The following is a 21018-nucleotide window of genomic DNA, read 5'->3' on the forward strand; positions in this document are numbered from 1 at the left end:
AGCAGGCCGCAGAGAATAGGCCCAAGCAACTGTTTACCAAAAACACAGGTCTCTGCTAAAGCGAAAGCTGATGTATAGGGGCTGACGCCTGCCCGGTGCTGGAAGGTTAAGGGGAACACTTAGCGCAAGCGAAGGTGTGAACTTAAGCCCCAGTAAACGGCGGCCGTAACTATAACGGTCCTAAGGTAGCGAAATTCCTTGTCAGGTAAGTTCTGACCCGCACGAATGGCGTAATGACTTGGGCACTGTCTCAACTGTGAATCCGGCGAAGTTGTAGTGCGAGTGAAGATGCTCGCTACCCGCGATTGGACGGAAAGACCCCGTAGAGCTTTACTGTAGCTTAGCATTGAATTTCGGTATTGTCTGTACAGGATAGGTGGGAGACTAGGAAACTAGAGCGTCAGCTTTGGTGGAGTCAACCTTGGGATACCACCCTGATAGTACTGAGGTTCTAACTGGACACCATGAAACTGGTGACAGGACATTGTTAGGTGGGCAGTTTGACTGGGGCGGTCGCCTCCTAAAAAGTAACGGAGGCGCCCAAAGGTTCCCTCAGAACGGTCGGAAATCGTTCGAAGAGTGCAAAGGCAGAAGGGAGCCTGACTGCGACACCTACAAGTGGAGCAGGGACGAAAGTCGGGCTTAGTGATCCGGTGGTACCTCGTGGGAGGGCCATCGCTCAACGGATAAAAGCTACCTCGGGGATAACAGGCTGATCTCCCCCAAGAGTCCACATCGACGGGGAGGTTTGGCACCTCGATGTCGGCTCGTCGCATCCTGGGGCTGAAGTAGGTCCCAAGGGTTGGGCTGTTCGCCCATTAAAGCGGCACGCGAGCTGGGTTCAGAACGTCGTGAGACAGTTCGGTCCCTATCCGTCGCGGGCGTAGGAAATTTGAGAGGAGCTGTCCTTAGTACGAGAGGACCGGGATGGACTGACCTCTGGTGTACCAGTTGTTTCGCCAGAAGCATAGCTGGGTAGCTAAGTCGGGAAGGGATAAACGCTGAAAGCATCTAAGCGTGAAGCCCACCTCAAGATGAGATTTCCCATAGCGTAAGCTAGTAAGACCCCTTGAAGAACACGAGGTTGATAGGTCAGGGGTGTAAGTATGGTAACATATTAAGCTGACTGATACTAATAGGTCGAGGGCTTAACCAATAGAGAAATACAAGAATAACTTAATATATATATGTGCAATTTTCAGAGAATAATTTCTGAAGATCTGGTGATGATGGCATAGAGGAAACACTCCTTTCCATTCCGAACAGGAAAGTTAAGCTCTATTGCGCCAATGGTACTGCATGGGCAACTGTGTGGGAGAGTAGGACGTTGCCAGGTGAATAAAAAGTTTTAATAAGAAAAAAAGAAGTTCTAAAATAATTTAGGTTATTTTAGAGCTTCTTTTTGTTATTTAAAGAAATATATTCATTAAACAATGAATTTTTAAGAAATAAACTGTAAATATACCCAATAAAAATGTTTACATAAAGTTTTTTTCAAAAATATTACAATAAGTAATGAAATCTAATGAAAAATTTGATAAGATAGGAATATAGAAAATAAATCGGGTATTTTATGTAAGTTTATTTCTATGAAAATAATTAGGGTATAAGCAATGAGGGGGGATTTCTTTTGGAGAAAAACAATATCAAGAAAACAGAGCCAAATATAAGAAAAAATGTAACAGAAGAAAAAAATATAAATAATAAAAGTGGTATAGAAGTTGCTAATAAGAAAGAGATAATGGCAGAAGAATCTACTAATAAAGCTGTAATAAAAAAAGATTTAGTAGAAGTAAAAGAAGCAGAGATAAAAAAAGAAGTTGAAGCAGTTGAAGCAGTTGAAAAAGCTGTTATTAAAAAGGTGGCAAAGCCACGAGCTAAAAGAAAAACTGTGGCTGCATCAGAAGAGAAGCAAGCTTCAACAGTAAAGAAACCTGCAAAAAAGAAGGCAGTTATAAAAGAAAGTAAGTTAGAATTAGAAGTTAAAAGCAAAGAGATATCAAACAATAATGTTAATATAAAAGACGAAGGAATGGAAAAATACGGAAGAAAACTAAATAAAAATGATCTAACGAATCTTAATACTTATTTATTCCATGAAGGTAAGAATTATGAAGTGTATGAGATATTAGGAGCTCATAGCACAACTGAAAAGAGAAAAAAAGGGGTAAGATTTGCTACTTGGGCACCTAATGCAAAGGATATATATGTAGTTGGAGATTTTAATAACTTTGAAGTTAAAGAAGAATTCAAGCTTAAAAAGGTTACAGAACAAGGATTATGGAGTGAATTCATTGAGGGGCTAGAAGAAGGAAATATATACAAGTATTGCATAGTAGATCAAAATGGGATTAAAAGTGAATTTAAATCAGACCCATATGCTATAAAAACTGAACTTAGACCAAATAATGCATCTATTATTTACACTCCAGAAAAGTTTAAATGGGAAGATAAAAAATGGATTAATAAAAATATAAATGCAAATGTATATGAAAGTCCTATGAATATTTACGAAGTTCATTTAGGATCATGGAAAACAAAAGAAAATGGTGATTTTCTAAGTTATGAAGAAATTGCTGATGAATTACCTAAGTATGCAAAGGAAATGGGATATACTCATGTAGAAATTATGTCTATAGTTGAGCATCCATTAGATGCATCATGGGGATATCAAGGAACAGGATATTACTCACCAACATCTAGATATGGAAGTTTGGAAGGCGTTAAGAAGCTAGTTCAAAAATTACACCAAGAGGATATCGGCGTTATATTAGATTGGGCACCGGGACATTTTTGTAAGGATGCGAATGGTTTATATCAATTCGATGGAACACCTACGTACGAGTACCAAGAAACATGGAGAGCTGAGAATAAAGGGTGGGGGACTTGCAACTTTGATTTAGGAAGAGCAGAAGTTAAAAGTTATTTAATATCAAATGCCTTATATTGGTTAAGAGAATTCCATATGGATGGACTTAGAGTAGATGCAGTATCAAGTATGTTGTATTTAGATTATGGTAGAAATCATGGAGAATGGGCTCCTAATAAATTTGGTGGAAATGGTAATTTAGAAGGAATTGAATTTTTCAAAGAATTGAATACAGCTGTTTTTCAAGAGTTTTCAAATGCATTAATGATAGCAGAGGAATCTACAGCATGGCCTAATGTAAGTAAGCCTGTTGAAGAAGATGGATTAGGTTTCAATTTTAAATGGGATATGGGTTGGATGAATGATACCTTAGAATATATTGAATTAGATCCAATATATAGAAGACATCATCATAAAAATATAACCTTTGCAATGATGTATAATTACTCGGAAAATTTTGTGTTACCTCTTTCACATGATGAAGTAGTTCATGGTAAGAAGTCATTAATCAATAAAATGTGGGGAGATGAATGGAATAAGTTTGCAGGACTTAGATTATTTTCTTCATATATGATGTCACATCCAGGAAAAAAATTATGCTTTATGGGGAGTGAATTTGCTCAAACAGTAGAATGGAGAGAGTATGAACAATTGCAGTGGAATCTCATTGAAGAAAATGAATTAAACAAACAAACCCAAACTTTCTTTAAAGATTTTAATAAATTATATCTTGATAATAAGGCATTTTGGCAATTAGATTACAATCCTAATGGATTTGAGTGGATAGACCCAAAGAATAATGAACAAAGTATTCTTATTTTCATGAGAAAAAGTAGAGATGATGAGGATACATTAATAGTTATTAATAATTTTCAGTCAGAAGTATATTATGATTATCAAATTGGAGTACCATTCTTAGGGGAATATGAACAGGTCTTTAATACTGATGATGTTAAGTATGGTGGTTCAGGGCAAGTTATTGAAGATGTGCTTATAGCTGAAAATGAGAAATTCCATAATCAACCTTATTCATTAAAAATTATGGTGCCACCTATGGCTACGCTAGTATTGAAGATTAAAAAAATAGAGAAAGATGACAAAAAGATAATTGACATAGAAAAAAATGAAAAAAAAGAAATTATAGAAACAAAAAAAAAAGTAGTTTAATAAATTGGTGGCAAGGGAGAACGTATATGAAGGTTTTATTTGTAGCAGCAGAAGCACATCCCTTAATTAAAAGTGGTGGATTAGGAGATGTGGCTGGAGCATTACCAAAAGAACTTGCAAGAAAAGGTGTAGATGTAAGAGTAGTTATACCTAAATATAAGAATATTAACCCTGAGTTAAAAGATAAATTAAAATTTACTGGATGGTTCATGGTAAATGTTGGCTGGAGATCTCAATACTGTGGAGTATCCGAATATGAATGGGAAGGTGTAACCTACTATCTTATAGATAATGAACATTATTTTTATAGAGATGTAATGTATGGGCATTATGATGATGGGGAAAGATTTGCATTCTTTGATAGAGCAGTATTAGAGTTGATGAAGAAAATAAATTGGCAAGCAGATGTAATACATTGTAATGACTGGCAGGCAGGCATGGTTCCAGTATTACTAAATTTAGAGTATAAAAAAGATTTATTCTATACTGAAATGAAAACTGTATACTCAATACACAATATACTATTTCAAGGATGTTTTGATAGAGATATTCTGCCTGAATTATTTGGATATGATTATGAAGCCTATAATAATGACAGTATAAAGTTTGATAAAGGTATAAGTTTTATGAAGGGTGGAATTAATTATTCAGATTTAATTACTACTGTAAGTTATAGCTATGCAAATGAAATAAAGACAGAAGAGTATGGGGAAAGGCTTGATGGATTGTTAAGATGCAGAGAAGATTCTTTAAGAGGAATACTAAATGGAATAGATTATGATGAATTTAATCCCGCTGAGGATAAATATATTTCCAAAAACTATGATGTTATTAACATTAAAGATAAAGCAATCAATAAAAAAGAGCTGCAAAAAGAGTTAGGGCTTTATGTAAATGCAAATACACCTATGATAGGAATGGTAACTAGACTTACAAGTCAGAAAGGGTTGGATTTATTAGTTAATGTGGCAGAACGATTACTTCAACAGGATGTGCAGTTAGTTATTGTAGGAACTGGGGATAAACATTTTGAAGATCATTTTAATTGGTTAAGTGACAGATACAATGGTAAAGTGTCAGCAAATATAAGGTTTGATAATGGTTTAGCTCACAAGGTATATGCAGGCTGTGATATGTTTTTGATGCCTTCATTATTTGAGCCCTGCGGGTTAGGACAGCTAATATCATTAAGATATGGCACTATCCCAATAGTTAGAGAAACTGGAGGACTTAAAGATACAGTTGTTCCATATAATCAATATGATGGTTCGGGAAATGGTTTTAGCTTTGCTAACTTTGATGCGGATGAAATGTTAAAGGTAATACAATATGCTTTAGAGATTTATTATGATAAGAATCAGTGGAGTAAAATTATTACACAAGCTATGAACTCAGATAATAGTTGGGATAAATCAGCAGAACTATATTTAAATATGTATAAAGAAATAACTAATAAATAAGCAAACAATTTAGGAGGCAAAATGTTATCAATAGATAGAAAAACATTTAAAATAGCATTTATAAATAAATTTGTAGAAATACATGGAGTAGAGTTAAAAGATGGAACTAATCAACAAAAATATGAAGCGCTTGCAGGTATAGTTAGAGATTATGTATCAAGAACATGGCTTAAGACTAATAAGAGAAATAATAAATCAGGACAAAAACAAGTTTATTATTTTTCAATGGAATTCTTATTAGGAAGATTATTAGGTGATGCATTATTAAATCTAGGACTAAGAGATGTATGTAAAGCAGCTTTAGAAGAATTAAATATAAACTTAGATGAGCTAGAAAACTTTGAACATGACCAAGGACTAGGAAATGGTGGGCTAGGAAGACTAGCCGCTTGTTTTCTAGATTCAATGGCATCTTTAAACATTCCAGGAAATGGATGTGGAATAAGATACAAATATGGATTTTTCGAACAAAAAATTATCGATGGAAAACAAGTTGAAGTATCAGATGAGTGGCTAAAAGAAGGAAATGCATGGGAAACTAGAAAAGCGAATAAGAGTGAGATAGTTAAGTTTGGTGGGGAAATAAAAGTAGATTATATTAATGGAGGTATGAATTTTACCCATGTAAATTATGAACCAGTGCTTGCAGTTCCTTATGATACTCCAGTAGTTGGTTATGAAAATGATGTTGTTAATACATTAAGACTTTGGAGCGCAGAAGCTGTTTCAAATGAATTTGATTATTCATCTTTTAGCAGAGGAGAATTTCTACAAGCTATAGAATATAAAAATTCAGTAGAATCAATATCACAAGTATTATATCCAGAAGATTCCTTTTATAAAGGTAAAATATTAAGGCTAAAGCAACAATATTTCTTTGTATCAGCAGGAATTCAAAGCATACTAAGACATTTTAAAAAGCAAGATGGAGATATAAGGTTTTTAGATGAAAAGGTGGCACTTCATATTAATGATACTCATCCCACATTAGCAATACCAGAACTTATGAGGATATTAGTAGATGAGGAAGGGTTAGATTGGGATGAGGCATGGAGAATTACAACAAATACAGTATCATACACAAATCATACAATATTAGCAGAAGCCTTAGAAAAATGGCCAATTGATATGTTTAAAACTTTACTTCCTAGAATTTATATGGTAGTCGAAGAAATAAATAAAAGATTTTGTGAAGAACTTTGGAATAAGTTCCAAGGTCAATGGCAAAAAATATCTGATATGGCAATAATATCAGATGGACAAATTAAGATGGCACATTTAGCTATAGTAGGTAGTCATAGTGTTAATGGTGTTGCTAAACTTCATACAGAGATATTAAAGAAAAAAGAAATGAGTAATTTTTACTATTTGTATCCTAATAAATTTAACAATAAGACAAATGGAATTACCCATAGAAGATGGTTGTTAAAGAGTAATCCAAGACTTACTGATTTATTAAAGGAAACTATAGGTGAAAGTTTTATAAAACATCCAACAGATTTAGTTAACTTCGAGAGATTTTTAGAGGATAAATCTACCTTGGAAAAATTAGGGAAAATAAAACTAGCAAATAAGGAAGTATTAACGAACACTATACTACAAACACAAGGAATATCCGTAGATCCAAATTCTATTTTTGATGTTCATGTAAAAAGAATTCATGCATATAAAAGACAAATATTAAATTGTTTAAGGATAATGGATTTACATAATGCATTAATAGATAATCCAAACTTAGGGATTGAACCAAGAACGTTTATATTTGCAGGAAAGGCAGCTCCAGGATATTATTTAGCTAAAAACACTATAGAATTAATTAATTCTGTAGCAAAACTTATAAATAATGATTCAAGAATAAATGATAAAATAAAAGTAGTATACTTGGAAAATTATAATGTTTCTATGGCAGAAGAAATTGTGCCAGGCACAGATCTGAGTGAACAAATTTCAACAACAACAAAGGAAGCATCAGGAACTTCAAATATGAAATTCATGATGAATGGTGCAGTAACGATAGCAACATTAGATGGTGCAAATATAGAAATAAGAGATGAAGTTACAGATGATGATATAGTGATTTTTGGATTAACAGCAGATGAAGTATTTAATTACTATAAATTTGGTGGATATAATTCCATAGAAATATATAATAATGATTCAAGGATAAAGAGAGTGCTTAATGATTTGATTAATGGGAAATATCATCAGGATAAAGAAAGATTCAGGAGTATATATGAAAATCTAATTACTTATAATGATGAATTCTTTGTGTTAAAAGACTTTGATTCATATATAAGAGCTCAAGATAGAGTTAATACCCTTTTTAAAGACCCCGTTAAGTGGCAAAAGATGTGTGGACAAAATATAGCACATTCAGGTATATTTTCATCTGATAGAACTATTGAACAATATGCAACAGGTATTTGGGGATCAGAAGTAATATATAAAAACCTATAAGGAGGAGTAGTTTTATATGGATGGGTTAAAAGCAATTCACGACTCACAAAAAATTAATTATAGGAATCCCTTTGGAGCAGTGGAAATTGGGCAAAAAGTTAAGTTATCCATAGAAACAAATAAAGATATAACCGTAGCCCTAGAATTCATTCAGTGTAATGGATCTCTTACAAATATAGGAATGTCTAAGGAGTATTTGAATAATGGTGGATATAAATATTCAGTAGAAATAGATACTTCAGATTGTTTAGGTATATTAGAATATTATTTTATTCTAATAGATGGATACGGAAGAGTGTATTATGGTAACAATGATGAAAGATTAGGTGGAATAGGACAAATGTATAATTATAAGCCTATACCCTATCAAATAACTATATATGAAAAAGCAGAAGTACCTGATTGGTATAAAGAAGGGGTTATTTATCAAATATTTGTAGATAGATTTTATAATGGGAATGAAGATGGTACTATACTTTCTCCAAAAGATAATTCATTTATATATGGTACATGGTATGATAACCCAATGTACATTAAGGATTCTGAAGGTAGCGTAATAAGGTGGGATTTTTATGGTGGAAATCTTAAAGGCGTAATAAAAAAACTAGATTATATTAAATCATTAGGGATAAATATTATATATCTAAATCCTATATTTAAAGCTTCAAGTTGTCATAAATATGATACTGGAGATTATGAAAATATAGATGAAATGTTTGGAACTAATGAGGAATTTAAATTATTATGCCAGAAAGCAAAGGAAAAAGGCATAAGAATAATATTAGATGGAGTATTTAGCCATACTGGAGATGATAGTAAATATTTTAATAAGCTAGGGAAATACCAAACTGTAGGAGCATATCAATCAAAAGACTCACCATATTTTAAATGGTATAGATTTAATGAATATCCTAAGCGTTATGAATCTTGGTGGGGAGTAGATAATCAGCCTAATGTTGAGGAACTAGAACCAAGTTATCTTGATTATATAGTGAAAAGTGATAATTCAATTATAAAGAAATGGATGAAATTAGGAGCTAGTGGATGGCGATTAGATGTTGCAGATGAACTTCCAGACGAATTTATTCAAGAAGTTAAGAAGGCTATGAATCAAGTTACTAAGGACAATGTACTTATTGGAGAAGTTTGGGAAGATGCATCAAATAAGGTAAGCTATTCTCAAAAAAGAAAATATTTATATGGGAAAGAGTTAGACTCAGTTACTAATTATCCTTTGAGAGAAAACTTAATCAATTTTATTAAGGGATATATAAAGTCAGATAAGTTTTCAAAGAGAATAATGTCTGTATATGAAAATTACCCAACAGAAAATTTTCATGCAAATATGAACATTATAGGGACTCATGATACCGAAAGAATATTAAGTGTTCTTGACACTAGGATTGAATTGCTAAGGATAATGGTTGTACTACAGATGACTTTACCAGGAGTCCCCTTAGTATATTATGGTGATGAAGCTGGACTAGAGGGAGGGAAAGATCCCGATAATAGAAAAGCGTATCCATGGGATAGGGAAAATAATGAAATATTAAATTTTTATAAAAGAGTAGTGAAAATAAGAAATAAAGAAGTTAGTCTTAAACAAGGAAATCTGAAGATTTATAATACAGATGCAGATGTGTGTGTATTTGAGAGGTGCTATGATAATGAAAAAATTATAGTTGCTGTAAATATCTCTAATGAGGATAAAGATATTAATATTGAAGGTCCTTATGTAGATTTAGTGAAAAAGAACAATCAATATGAAGTGGTAGAACTAAATAATATAATAACTATACAGGGGTATGGGTATAAAATTTTAAAAAAAGTATAGTTTAAAAAGCCTATAAATAATATGCCAAAAGCATATTTTTAAAATATAAATAGGGATATATAAAATGGGAGAATTGTAGTAAAAGAGAGGAGATTGGTGTTTATGGGTAAAAATGAAATGGTAGCGATGATATTAGCAGGGGGTCAGGGATCTAGATTAGGTGTGTTAACAAAAAAATTAGCTAAACCAGCAGTTCCTTTTGGAGGCAAATATAGAATTATAGATTTTCCTTTAAGTAATTGTGCTAATTCAGGAATTAATACTGTTGGAGTATTAACTCAATACAAACCATTAGAATTAAATGCACATATTGGTATTGGGGAACCGTGGGATTTGGATAGAAAAAATGGAGGAGTAAGAATTTTACCTCCATATCAAGAAGAAAAAGGTGGCAAATGGTATAAAGGGACTGCAAATGCAATATATCAAAATATAGAATTTGTTGATGGAGCTGATCCTGAATATATATTAATATTATCAGGAGATCATATCTATAAGATGGATTATACAAAAATGTTGGATTTTCATAAAGAGAAGAAAGCTGAAGCTACTATAGCTGTAATCGAAGTACCTAAAAAAGAAGCAAGTAGATTTGGAATATTGAATACAAACGAAGATTCATCAATATATGAGTTTGAAGAAAAACCTCAAAAGCCAAAGAGTAATCTAGCATCTATGGGCGTTTATATATTCAATTGGAAAACATTAAAGAAGTATTTAAGAGATGATGAATCTAATAAGGATTCCAGTAATGATTTTGGAAAAGAAATACTTCCTAATATGCTTAATGATGGCAATAATATGGTGGCATATCCATTTAAAGGGTATTGGAAGGATGTAGGTACTATTGAGAGTCTTTGGGAAGCAAATATGGATTTATTGAAAGAAAATAATCAGCTGAACCTCCATGATGAGAACTGGAAAATTTGTTCTGTAAATCCTGTAAGGCCAGCTCAATATATAGGAGAAGCAGCAAAGATTTCTAATTCGCTTATTGTTGAAGGCTGTGTAGTTAATGGAGAAGTAGAAAACTCTGTATTATTCCAAGGAGTACATGTTGGTAAAAATAGTATTATAAGAGATTCTGTTATAATGACAAATGCCAAGATAGGAGATAATGTTATTATTGAAAAAGCGATTATTGGCTCTAATGCTATTATTCGAAAAGATTGTAAAATTGGATTAGATAATGAAATTGCTATTGTAGCCGCAAAAGAAGAAGTGAAGATGGGAACAATTATAGAGGATGTTAAGGCTGTATAAAAATACTTTAATGGAGGTGAATATAAATGAATGATTGCGTAGGTATAATAAATTTAGATGGAAATGAAAGCAAAATGGGAGAACTTGTAGCAAATAGACCACTTGCATCAATCCCAATTGCAGCAAGATACAGAATAATTGATTTTGTTTTATCAAACATGACAAATTCAGGATTAGATTGTATAGGTATATTTACTAAGAATAAATCTAGATCATTAATTGATCATTTAACAAATGGGAAGCCTTGGGATTTGAACAGAAAAAAAGATGGATTGAAGGTATTTAATTTTGGTGAATATGATCCAAGTTATGAAGATGTCCACAATTTTGCTGAAAATATTGAATTCCTTAAGCATAGTCGTAAAGAGTATATATTATTAGCATCGTCCCATATGATTTGCAACATTGACTATGAAGAGGTACTAGAGCAGCATAAAAAAAGTGGTAAAGATGTTACTATTGTATACAAGAACGTTAAAAAACCTCAAAATGCCTTTGATGATTGTAAGGTATTAAATTTTAATAGTGTAGGTGATGTCATAAGTATTGGAGATAATATTGGTAGAAATGATGAAGCTAATATTAGCATGGAAATGTATGTAATGAAGACATATGCCTTTATTGATATTGTAACTGAATGCATAAGAAGTGGTATGTTTAGAAAGGTAAAAGATTATATTAAAGAAAATTTAGACAAGCTAAGCGTTGATGGATATGAATTTAAAGGACACTTAGAATGTATCAATTCTCTTAAATCACTTTATGATGCGAATTTATCACTATTAAATAGAAAAATAAGTAAAGAGCTATTTAATGGAGATAGACCTATATATACTAAGACAAAAGATGAAGCTCCAACTCATTATACTAGAGAATGTGAAGTCGTTAATTCAATAATAGCTAATGGATGCTATATTAGAGGTAGTGTTGAAAATTGTGTTATTGGTAGAAGAGTGTATATAGGTGAAGGTGTAAAATTAAAGAACTGTGTAATTATGCAAAATAGTGTTATTGAAGATAGAGCTGTCTTGGATAATGTAATTGCTGATAAAGGAACTGAAATAAAAGCGGAAGAAAAATTAATAGGGTCACAGCTATATCCATTATTCATTAAAAAATTGAAATATATTTAAATATATCTATAGGAGTGTATCTGTATTATTATGGGTACACTCTTATTTATTAAAATGTAGTGATAAGCTGTAAAAGTGGTTTGTTATGGACTAGAAAAAAGAATACAATTAACGATCTATAAAGAGTTGGTTGTTATAAGCTATGGATACTGATAGAATATACTTATATTAAATATAAAGGAGATACATAATGGAGAATAAAATATGGGCAGTTGTAGCAGGAAATGAAATAACCGAGAAGGATTTAACTTCAATAATTATGAGATACCCAGAAGATAAGAGATCATATTTTGAAGATGAAAAAGGGAAAAAACAAATTCTAGAGCAAACTATAGCTTTTGAATTATTTAATAAGTTTGGTGAAGAAATTAAATTAGATAACACAGATGAATTTAAAGAAGCAGTAAATAATTTATCTAAAGAAATTTTAACTCAAATGACAATTAATAAGGTGTTATCAGAGGTAACTGTAACTGATGAGGATGCTAAGAAATTCTATGATGAGAATAAAGAAAAATTTGTACAAAAACCTACGGTTTCTGCAAAACATATCTTAGTTAAAACTGAAGAAGAAGCAAAGAATATAAAAAATGAAATCACAGAAGAAAAAATTTCTTTTGAAGATTCAGCTATAAAGTATTCAACTTGTCCTTCTAAGGAGCAGGGTGGAAATCTTGGATCGTTTGAAAGAGGAATGATGGTGCCAGAATTTGAAGAAGTAGCTTTCAATGCTGAAATAGGGAAATTAACTGATGGGGTTAAAACTCAATTTGGATATCACTTAATTGTAGTTGAAGATAAGAAAGAAGGGTCTGAAAAGACTTTTGATGAAGTTAAGGATATGGTAATAGGCCAACTGATTCAAGAAGGACAACAAAAGAAATATATTGATGTTGTTATGGAATTAGAAGGTAAATATGGTGTAGATAGAAAATAAAAAAAGGCTCCTTTGTAAGGAGCCTTTTTTTTATAACATTTCAGTAAAATCATATATATACTTATCCGCAATACACATTAAGTCATCTCTTTGATATTTAGAAGATTCATCATGCATAGCTACCACTTTCATATTAGCAAGTTTAGCACCTCGTACAGCTTCTAAAATATCTTCAAAAACAATACATTCTTTAGGGGTAACCCCTAGCTTATCAGCTGCTAATAAGTAGACATCAGGATTGTTTTTACCCTTGGATACTTCATCTGTAGTTGTAATAGAATCAAAATATTTATATATTCCTGTGCAATTTAATGCCGCTTCTAGTAAAGATGTATGATTGCTCGTGGCAAGACCTATCTTTATACCGGAATGCTTCAAATAATCTAAGAAAGGAATGACCCCTTTCTTTAGAGTTACATCATTAGAGTAATGACTAAAAGCCATATCATGCCATGTAGCTAAGATAGTTTCAATAGAATCATCTAAATGAAATCTATTCTTAAAGTAAACTCCAGTTTCTTGAAAGCTAAGGTGATTAATATCGTCCTTAAGATTTTTAGGTTGATCAAACCCCCTAGAACTCAAATAAGCTGTATCAATTTGATCCCATATCCACATGGAATCAATTAAAGTACCATCTAAATCAAATATTGCTGCTTTTATATTTGTTAACATAGTTCACCTCTAACAATTAGTATATTATAATAAGATAATAAAAAAGGTAGACTATTGTCTACCTTTTTTGTGGTCGGGGTGACAGGTCTCGAACCTGCGACCTCATGGTCCCAAACCATGCGCGCTACCATCTGCGCTACACCCCGTAATATGTACAAGTATATAATGGAGTGAAAAATTTGTCAAATATAACTTTATTTTAAGGCTAATACAATTAATAAGAGCAATGAAAAGATTTACAAAAAAAGAGCATAACGTAGAATAGGATAGTATGACGGAAGAAATATACAGTAATATCTTCTAATAAAACATATGGTAAGTAAATAGCGTTGTTCATTTAAAGATATGATGTTATACTCTAATAAGTGATTTTAGAAAAAAATAAGATATATAGGGAAAGGGAGGGATGGTCTAAAAGACCAGATGAATGAAGAAAAAAGTGCTATCAACAGTAATTGCAGCAATAATAATTATTACATCTATAACTTCGACAGGCTTTGTAGCGAATGCTACACCCGCAACTGAGGCAGGCCTGGAATACGATGAATTAAGTGAAAAAGTTAGAGGACTTGAAGAACAAGTACAAGCAATTGACGCTCAAATCAGTCCGTTAGTTGACAAAATAAACAGTAACAACAGCCAAGTTCAGAATATAAATACAGAAATAGAACAAACAAATGTAGATATAGTACAAGCTAAAGTAGATATTTCTGAAAAAGAAGAAGTATTAGGCAAACGGTTAAGAGAAGTATACAAAACAGGTGGACAAACTAGTTATGTATCACTTTTATTCTCAGCTGATAGTTTTGGTGATTTGATCAGTAAAGTAGATTCAGCATCAAGAATTGTAAACATAGACAAAAAAGTTGTAGTAGATCTTACAGAAAATAAGGACAAGTTAGATACTCAAGTTGCATCTTTAGAAACAAAAGCAAATGAAATAGTGAAACTTAATGAAGAAGTAGAAGCACAAAAATTAGAACTTGATAATAAGAAAGCAGAACAACAACCAATTGTAGATCAAGCTATAGCGGAAAAAGCTGAGTTTGATAAGCTTTATTTGTCTGTTGAAGAAAGAAAAATAGTTAGTGGGTATATAGACACATGTAATAATGCTGATAGTTCAGCAGAAGAACTTAGAAGTACTATAGCAACACTAAGATCAATTAGAGATAATCAACCACTTAAGAGCTTATCTGTAAGAGTTGATGTTGATGCAGCTATAGAAAATGCTAAAGTAGCAGCTAGTCTTAAAGAAGAAGCTAGTGCTCAAGCAGTAGCTAGCGCTAAAGCAGTAGAAGTTAATAGAGGTGGAACTACTGTATCTGGAGATACTTCAGGAATTGTTAACTATGCAATGCAATTCTTAGGAACACCATATGTGTATGGGGCGACTGGTCCTAGCGTGTTCGATTGTTCAGGATTCACTCAATATGTATATAGAAATGCAGGCGGAAGTGACATAAGTAGAACAACGTTCACTCAAATAAATAAAGGTAAATCAGTATCTCAATCAGAGCTTCAACCTGGAGATTTAGTATTTCCATCTACACATCATGTAGGTATATATATAGGAAATGGAAATATGATACATGCACCACAAACTGGTGATGTTGTTAAGATTAGTAAAGTATATAGTTTCTATGCAGCTAGAAGAATATTGAATTAGATTAAAAGGAGCAGCTTTGCTGCTTTTTTTTTGTACTAATTTAAGTAATAGTTTGTGAGATCAGGGTTATTAATATATAATAATATATATGATTTTGTGAGGTAAGAAAGAATGAAAAAAATTGAATTATATGAGGATGAGGAAATTGATGATTTACAGCTAAAAGGGTTATGTTTAATCCAAAAAAAAAGTGCTTTTAGGTTTGGGGTAGACGCAGTTCTACTTTCTCAATTTGCGAGGATAAAAAAGAATTTTAGAGTAATAGATTTATGTACAGGAACAGGAATTGTACCATTCCTTATTATGGGCAAATTTTCGCCACAAGAAATATATGGAATAGAAATCCAAGAGGAAATGGCTGAAATGGCACAAAGAAGTAGTAAACTTAATGATTTGCAAGATACAATAAAGTTTTTTAATAAAGATTTAAAAGATATAGATTATTTGAAATCTTTGGGAAGATTTGATGCTGTAACAGTAAATCCGCCATATAAGTTAAACAATTCTGGAATAGTAAACTCATCTGATAAGCAAGCTATTGCTAGACGTGAGATTAAGTGTAGCTTAGAAGACGTCATAGTGGCTGCTAGAACCCTTTTGAAGGATAATGGGCGTATGTATATGGTGCACAGGCCGGAACGCCTAGCTGATATTATAACTGCCATGAGAAAATATAAAATAGAACCTAAAAGAATAAGAATGGTTCATCCAAATACAAAAAAAGCAGCTAATATAGTTTTAGTTGAGGGTCAAAGGGATGGGGGTCAATTTTTAAAATGGGAACCTCCTCTATTTGTATATAAAGATGAAGGTGGATATAGTGACGAAATAAATTTAATTTATGGAAGGGGCGAGCTATAATGATACAGGGCAAAGTATATCTAGTTCCAACTCCGATAGGAAATTTAAAAGATATTACATTAAGAGCATTAGAGGTGTTGAAATCTGTTGATATTATAGCGGCAGAAGATACAAGGCAAACATTAAAATTATTAAATCATTTTGAAATAAAAAAATCTCTCATAAGCTATCACCAACATAATGAACAAAGGAAAAGTGAAGAAATTCTAGATATAGTTAATGATGGAAAGGATATAGCAATTGTTACAGATGCAGGGACTCCTGGGATCTCAGATCCTGGTGCAGTATTGGTGAGAAAATGTATAGAAAATAATATCGAATTTTATGTATTGCCAGGTGCAACAGCGATTACTACTGCTGTTGTATATTCAGGGTTAGATACAACTAAGTTTTTGTTTAGAGGGTTCATTCCAAGGGAAACTAAAGATAGAAAAATATTATTTGATGAAATTAAGGAATCAAAGGAAACTTTGGTATTTTATGAATCTCCCCATAGATTATTAAGTACACTGGAACTTTTAAAGAATACCCTAGGTAATAGAAATATTGCAGCATGTAGAGAATTAACTAAATTGCATGAAGAAATTGTAAGAGGTTCTATTCAAGAAGTTATAGATTCTTTTTCACAAAGAGGAATTAAAGGCGAGTTTGTTTTAGTTCTTGAGGGGAAGCAACAGACGGAAATAGATGAAGAAAATAAAAAAACATGGGAAGACCTAACAATAGAAGAACATATTTATAAGCTTATAAATGAAGGATTAACTAAGAAAGAAGCAATAAAAAAGGTTGCGAAAGATAGAGGAGTGCATAAGAACGTGGTGTATAAGTTGGCCATTGAATTATCAAGTGAAACTTGATTAATGTGGGGTGAGTCCTCTCTGAATATTAGTTGAACTTTATAAAATACAAAGTACCTCTAAAATATAGAGGCACTTTGTAAAAAATATGTTGGAAATATCACTCTTTATTTAAATAAAAGTAAATTATCTACTTTATTATTAATGTAAGTAGATTATCTTCCGTTTTTCATTTCTTCTAAACAGTTTTTACAGATATTTTTACCTCTGTAATTAACTACATCTCTTGCGTCTCCACAGAAAATACAAGCTGGTTGATACTTCTTTAAAATGATTTGTTCACCATCTACGTATATTTCTAATGCGTCTTTTTCTGCGATGTCTAGTGTTCTTCTTAATTCTATTGGAATAACGATTCTTCCTAGTTCATCTACTCTTCTTACGACACCTGTTGATTTCATAAAACTTCCTCCTTTTAATTGCATTCTTCGACATTTTACTATTCTATGCTACCAAATATGTAATATAAAGTCAACCAAAATTATTAATAATCTTTTGAATTTACAAATTTCTCTACAAAATAGCTATAAATAGAATATACTACCATTTTTTTATCTTGTCAATAGTTTACAGTTGAAATATAAAAAATTATTTTATACATTTAGGGTTATAATTACCTATAAAAATATAATGAAAAACATCATATATTAAAATAAAATAATAAAATTAAACAAAACATATACATATTTTTAAAAGAATGCGGTATTTGTCGAAAAAACATATCTAAGAAATAATATACTATATATGCAAAAAATTATCAATAGCAAATACGCAAATGAGTGCATTAACTTGTAATAAGTTTTTCTATACTATATAATGTATTTATTAATGATTAAAGAAATGAAGGTGACATAGAAATGGGAAAGAAGCTTGATTCAAATTATATTAAGAATTTATCTGGACGGCTTTCTGATAGTAATTTAATTTCATATGATGATTTGCCACAATATGATTTATTTCTATCACAAGTTATTGATTTTTTAAATGATCGATTTATCGAAGATAAGTATACTAATAATATAGTTCAGAATTATATAAAAAGTGGTGTTATAACTAAACCAGAGGATGGGAAAAAAAGAGGATATACTAAATTACACTTAGTTCAACTGGTTCTTTTAAGTTATATGAGGCCAGTATTAACAACAGATGAAATAAAGAAGGTATTTAGTTTAGCTTTTAATGAAATTAATGATAGAAATGATGATATAATTTCTTGGGAAACAGCATATAAGATATTTACAGAAATACAAGAAGATAGTTATAACTCTTTTTTATTGAATTCTGCTGCAGACGAAAAAAAGTTAGATAAACTAATTAATACTCTTGAATTAGATGACAAAGATGAAGAAAGAATAAGAATGTTTATACTTGTTATTTCATTAGTAGCACAAGCGAGTGCGATAAAAAAATCAGTCCAAAAAATTGCAAATGGATATAGTACAGAATAGGAGAAGTAATTTCTCCTATTTTTTTAATAAAAATATAGGTAAGATAGTGGTGAATATGAAAATAAAGAAATCTGTGAGAAAATTTGTAGAGATAGTTCTAAAAACTGGTAGCTTAGATAATAGATTCACAACGAATGCACGTGCTATAGAAGGAATAAGAGCTCATCAGAGGTTACAAAAAAGTAATGAAGAAATTTATAGAAACTACGAAAAAGAGGTTTTCTTAAAAACTGAGATCGATATGGGAGATTTTCTTTTACAATTAGAAGGTAGATGTGATGGTATTATCTCAGAGAATACTGGAGTTGTTGTTGAGGAAATAAAATCAACCTATAAGCCTTTAAATGAGATAGTAGAGGATTATAATATGATGCACTGGAGTCAGGGGAAGATTTATGCATATATGATTTGCAAAGAAAGAGGACTAGAATCCATTGATGTGCAGTTGAGTTATTATAATTTGGATCTTAATGAGGCGAAGAGTTTCATAAAAAAATATAGTCAAGATGAATTACATACATATATATTAAAGTTAGCAGAAGTATTTAAAATATATGCATTATTAGAAATTGGACATAAAGATAGTAGGGATAAGAGTATAACGGATGCTGGATTTCCTTTTAATAATTATAGAGTAGGGCAAGTGGAACTAGCGAAGGCTTGTTATGGAACAATAAAAGAAGGTAAGACTATTTTTATTCAAGCTCCTACAGGAATAGGAAAAACAATATCAACTATTTATCCTAGCGTTAAAGCTATGGGAAAAGGGTTAGCAGAAAAAATATTTTATTTGACAGCCAAAAATATTAATAAAAAAGTAGCGGAAGAAAGTATCGAACTACTAAGAGAAAAAGGTATGGATATAAATTCAATATCTATAGTGGCTAAAGAAAAAATATGCATTAATGATAAGGTAAGCTGCAATGAAGAGGACTGTATATACGCAAAAAACTATTATGAGAAGATTAGAACAGTAATACCACACATTCTTCAGCAGGAAAAACAAATTTCAACCCATGAGCTCATAGCATATGGGGAAGAATACAAAGTATGTCCCTTTGAGCTATCATTGGACTTAATACAATGGTGTGATTGCATTATATGTGACTATAACTACATATTTGATCCTAGGGTTTATCTAAGACGTGTATTAGATGAAGATGGCAAGAATAGTATACTATTAGTAGATGAGGCACATAACCTAATTAATAGAGCAAGAAGTTCCTATACGGCTACACTAAGTAAAGGTAAATTTTTAGAATTACGAAGAGAAGCAAAAGGAATTATGCCAAAATTATTTAAATATATAAATAGTATTAATAAGGTATTTATACAAGAATCTAATGCTTGTCAGGCACAGGATAAGCTGTATGAGTATTATAATGAGGTTCCAAAAGAATTGTGTGGAGCATTAAAGCTGTTTAATATAGAAGCTGAAAAGATATTATCAAAAAAGGAAAAAATAAGATTTAATGAATTATTATTAGATGTATATTTTGAGGTAAGTAATTTCTTATCAATTTCAGAATTATTTGGAGAAGAGTACGTAACATATACAGAAATAGAGAAAAATGATGTGGTAATAACTTTGTTTTGTGTTGATCCATCTAGTAAAATTAGAAATACTATAGATAAATGCAGAGCTACAATTTTATTTTCGGCTACATTTACACCCTTTGCATATTATATGAAGGTTTTAGGGGGGAACAATGAAGATTATAGGCTCAGATTAAGATCATCATTTTCTAAGGCAAACCTAGATGTATATGTATATAGAGGAAATACTAGATATAAGGCTAGAAATAGAACTCTCTCTGATATATGCAGTAAAATAATTGAGTTTATAGAAAGAGAAAAGGGCAATTATATGGTGTTTTTCCCTTCCTATGAATACATGGATAAAGCAAAAAAATATATAGAAGACACTTATAGCAATATTAATTCTATTTGGCAAAATGCAAGTATGGATGAAAAGGAAAGAATTGCTTTCCTAAGCAAATTTGAAGATGGAAAAAATATAGTGGGATTTTGTGTAATGGGAGGATTATTTTCAGAGGGGATAGATTTGCCAGGAGAAAAGCTTATTGGTGCAGTAATAGTAGGTGTTGGGTATCCTAAAATATCATTTCAAGGAGAAATAATAAAAACGCATTTCAAGCAACAAGGAGAGCGGATAGCATATATATATCCAGGGATGAATAAGGTTATGCAGGCTGCTGGAAGGGTAATTAGATCAGAGGAGGATAGAGGTAGAATCCTTCTTATTGATGATAGATATACTAATACAGAATATTACAACATGGTACCAGATGAATGGAAACCTTTAAAGAAATTTGAATAAGTCCTAATAAAATTAGGACTTATTCACAATTAAAATATATACATAGC

Annotated in this window: 14 protein-coding genes, 1 tRNA gene and 2 rRNA genes; 14 read left to right on the top strand and 3 right to left on the bottom strand. The window is 31.5% G+C overall.

Translation table 11 applies throughout. From position 1 onward, the window contains the following. From CLVI_RS00895 to CLVI_RS00935, 9 genes are all read left to right on the top strand, one after another. Nucleotides 1-1156: ribosomal RNA gene (locus tag CLVI_RS00895) — 23S ribosomal RNA — on the top strand; the annotation flags it as partial. A gap of 63 nt (nucleotides 1157-1219) precedes the next feature. Beyond that, nucleotides 1220-1336: ribosomal RNA gene (gene rrf, locus CLVI_RS00900) — 5S ribosomal RNA — on the top strand. Between the two features lie 696 nt (nucleotides 1337-2032). After that, nucleotides 2033-4036: a 1,4-alpha-glucan branching protein GlgB gene (gene glgB / locus CLVI_RS00905; RefSeq protein WP_242980513.1), complete on the top strand. Its 2004-nt coding sequence runs from the start codon at nucleotides 2033-2035 to the stop codon at nucleotides 4034-4036. A gap of 26 nt (nucleotides 4037-4062) precedes the next feature. Further along, on the top strand, nucleotides 4063-5496 hold the full coding sequence (gene glgA, locus CLVI_RS00910; protein ID WP_106058235.1) for a glycogen synthase GlgA: 1434 nt from the start codon (nucleotides 4063-4065) through the stop codon (nucleotides 5494-5496). 21 nt (nucleotides 5497-5517) lie between these two features. After that, nucleotides 5518-7953, top strand: a complete 2436-nt coding sequence (locus tag CLVI_RS00915; protein ID WP_106058236.1) for a glycogen/starch/alpha-glucan phosphorylase — start codon at nucleotides 5518-5520, stop codon at nucleotides 7951-7953. A 16-nt stretch (nucleotides 7954-7969) separates the two neighbouring features. Further along, nucleotides 7970-9787: a glycoside hydrolase family 13 protein gene (locus CLVI_RS00920; RefSeq protein WP_106058237.1), complete on the top strand. Its 1818-nt coding sequence runs from the start codon at nucleotides 7970-7972 to the stop codon at nucleotides 9785-9787. A 102-nt stretch (nucleotides 9788-9889) separates the two neighbouring features. Continuing rightward, complete coding sequence (locus CLVI_RS00925) at nucleotides 9890-11050, top strand: glucose-1-phosphate adenylyltransferase (RefSeq protein ID WP_106058238.1); 1161 nt, start codon at nucleotides 9890-9892, stop codon at nucleotides 11048-11050. Between the two features lie 26 nt (nucleotides 11051-11076). Then, complete coding sequence (gene glgD, locus CLVI_RS00930) at nucleotides 11077-12183, top strand: glucose-1-phosphate adenylyltransferase subunit GlgD (protein WP_106058239.1); 1107 nt, start codon at nucleotides 11077-11079, stop codon at nucleotides 12181-12183. Nucleotides 12184-12373: 190 nt separating this feature from the next. Next, nucleotides 12374-13120, top strand: a complete 747-nt coding sequence (locus tag CLVI_RS00935; protein WP_106058240.1) for a peptidylprolyl isomerase — start codon at nucleotides 12374-12376, stop codon at nucleotides 13118-13120. A 30-nt stretch (nucleotides 13121-13150) separates the two neighbouring features. On the opposite strand, the gene CLVI_RS00940 is transcribed toward CLVI_RS00935, so the two are convergent. Together CLVI_RS00940 and CLVI_RS00945 are read right to left on the bottom strand one after the other, a co-directional pair. Continuing rightward, complete coding sequence (locus tag CLVI_RS00940) at nucleotides 13151-13795, bottom strand: HAD family hydrolase (protein WP_106058241.1); 645 nt, start codon at nucleotides 13793-13795, stop codon at nucleotides 13151-13153. Nucleotides 13796-13865: 70 nt separating this feature from the next. Continuing rightward, nucleotides 13866-13941, bottom strand: a tRNA-Pro gene (locus CLVI_RS00945). A 281-nt stretch (nucleotides 13942-14222) separates the two neighbouring features. On the opposite strand from CLVI_RS00945, the gene CLVI_RS00950 reads away from it, so the two are divergent. From CLVI_RS00950 to rsmI, 3 genes are all read left to right on the top strand, one after another. Beyond that, entirely contained in the window at nucleotides 14223-15464 is a 1242-nt protein-coding gene (locus CLVI_RS00950) for a C40 family peptidase (protein WP_106058242.1), read from the top strand. Between the two features lie 111 nt (nucleotides 15465-15575). After that, the gene (locus CLVI_RS00955) at nucleotides 15576-16325 is read left to right on the top strand and encodes a tRNA1(Val) (adenine(37)-N6)-methyltransferase (protein WP_106058243.1); all 750 of its coding nucleotides are present in this window, start codon (nucleotides 15576-15578) and stop codon (nucleotides 16323-16325) included. After that, nucleotides 16325-17182, top strand: coding sequence for a 16S rRNA (cytidine(1402)-2'-O)-methyltransferase (gene rsmI, locus CLVI_RS00960; protein WP_106058244.1), 858 nt, complete (start codon nucleotides 16325-16327; stop codon nucleotides 17180-17182). The genes CLVI_RS00955 and rsmI overlap by 1 nt, the downstream gene beginning before the upstream one ends. A gap of 155 nt (nucleotides 17183-17337) precedes the next feature. Here rsmI and CLVI_RS00965 read toward each other — a convergent pair whose 3' ends face one another. Next, a complete protein-coding gene (locus CLVI_RS00965; protein WP_106058245.1) occupies nucleotides 17338-17583 on the bottom strand; it encodes an AbrB/MazE/SpoVT family DNA-binding domain-containing protein in 246 nt (81 codons plus the stop codon). A gap of 456 nt (nucleotides 17584-18039) precedes the next feature. Here CLVI_RS00965 and CLVI_RS00970 point away from each other — a divergent pair, with 456 nt between their 5' ends. Further along, the gene (locus CLVI_RS00970; protein ID WP_106058246.1) at nucleotides 18040-18630 is read left to right on the top strand and encodes a DUF1836 domain-containing protein; all 591 of its coding nucleotides are present in this window, start codon (nucleotides 18040-18042) and stop codon (nucleotides 18628-18630) included. A 55-nt stretch (nucleotides 18631-18685) separates the two neighbouring features. Continuing rightward, on the top strand, nucleotides 18686-20971 hold the full coding sequence (locus CLVI_RS00975) for an ATP-dependent DNA helicase (protein WP_242980504.1): 2286 nt from the start codon (nucleotides 18686-18688) through the stop codon (nucleotides 20969-20971). The last annotated feature ends 47 nt before the right edge of the window (nucleotides 20972-21018 follow it).

Origin of the sequence: Clostridium vincentii, assembly GCF_002995745.1 — a bacterium.
In the GTDB taxonomy this organism is placed as follows: domain Bacteria; phylum Bacillota; class Clostridia; order Clostridiales; family Clostridiaceae; genus Clostridium; species Clostridium vincentii.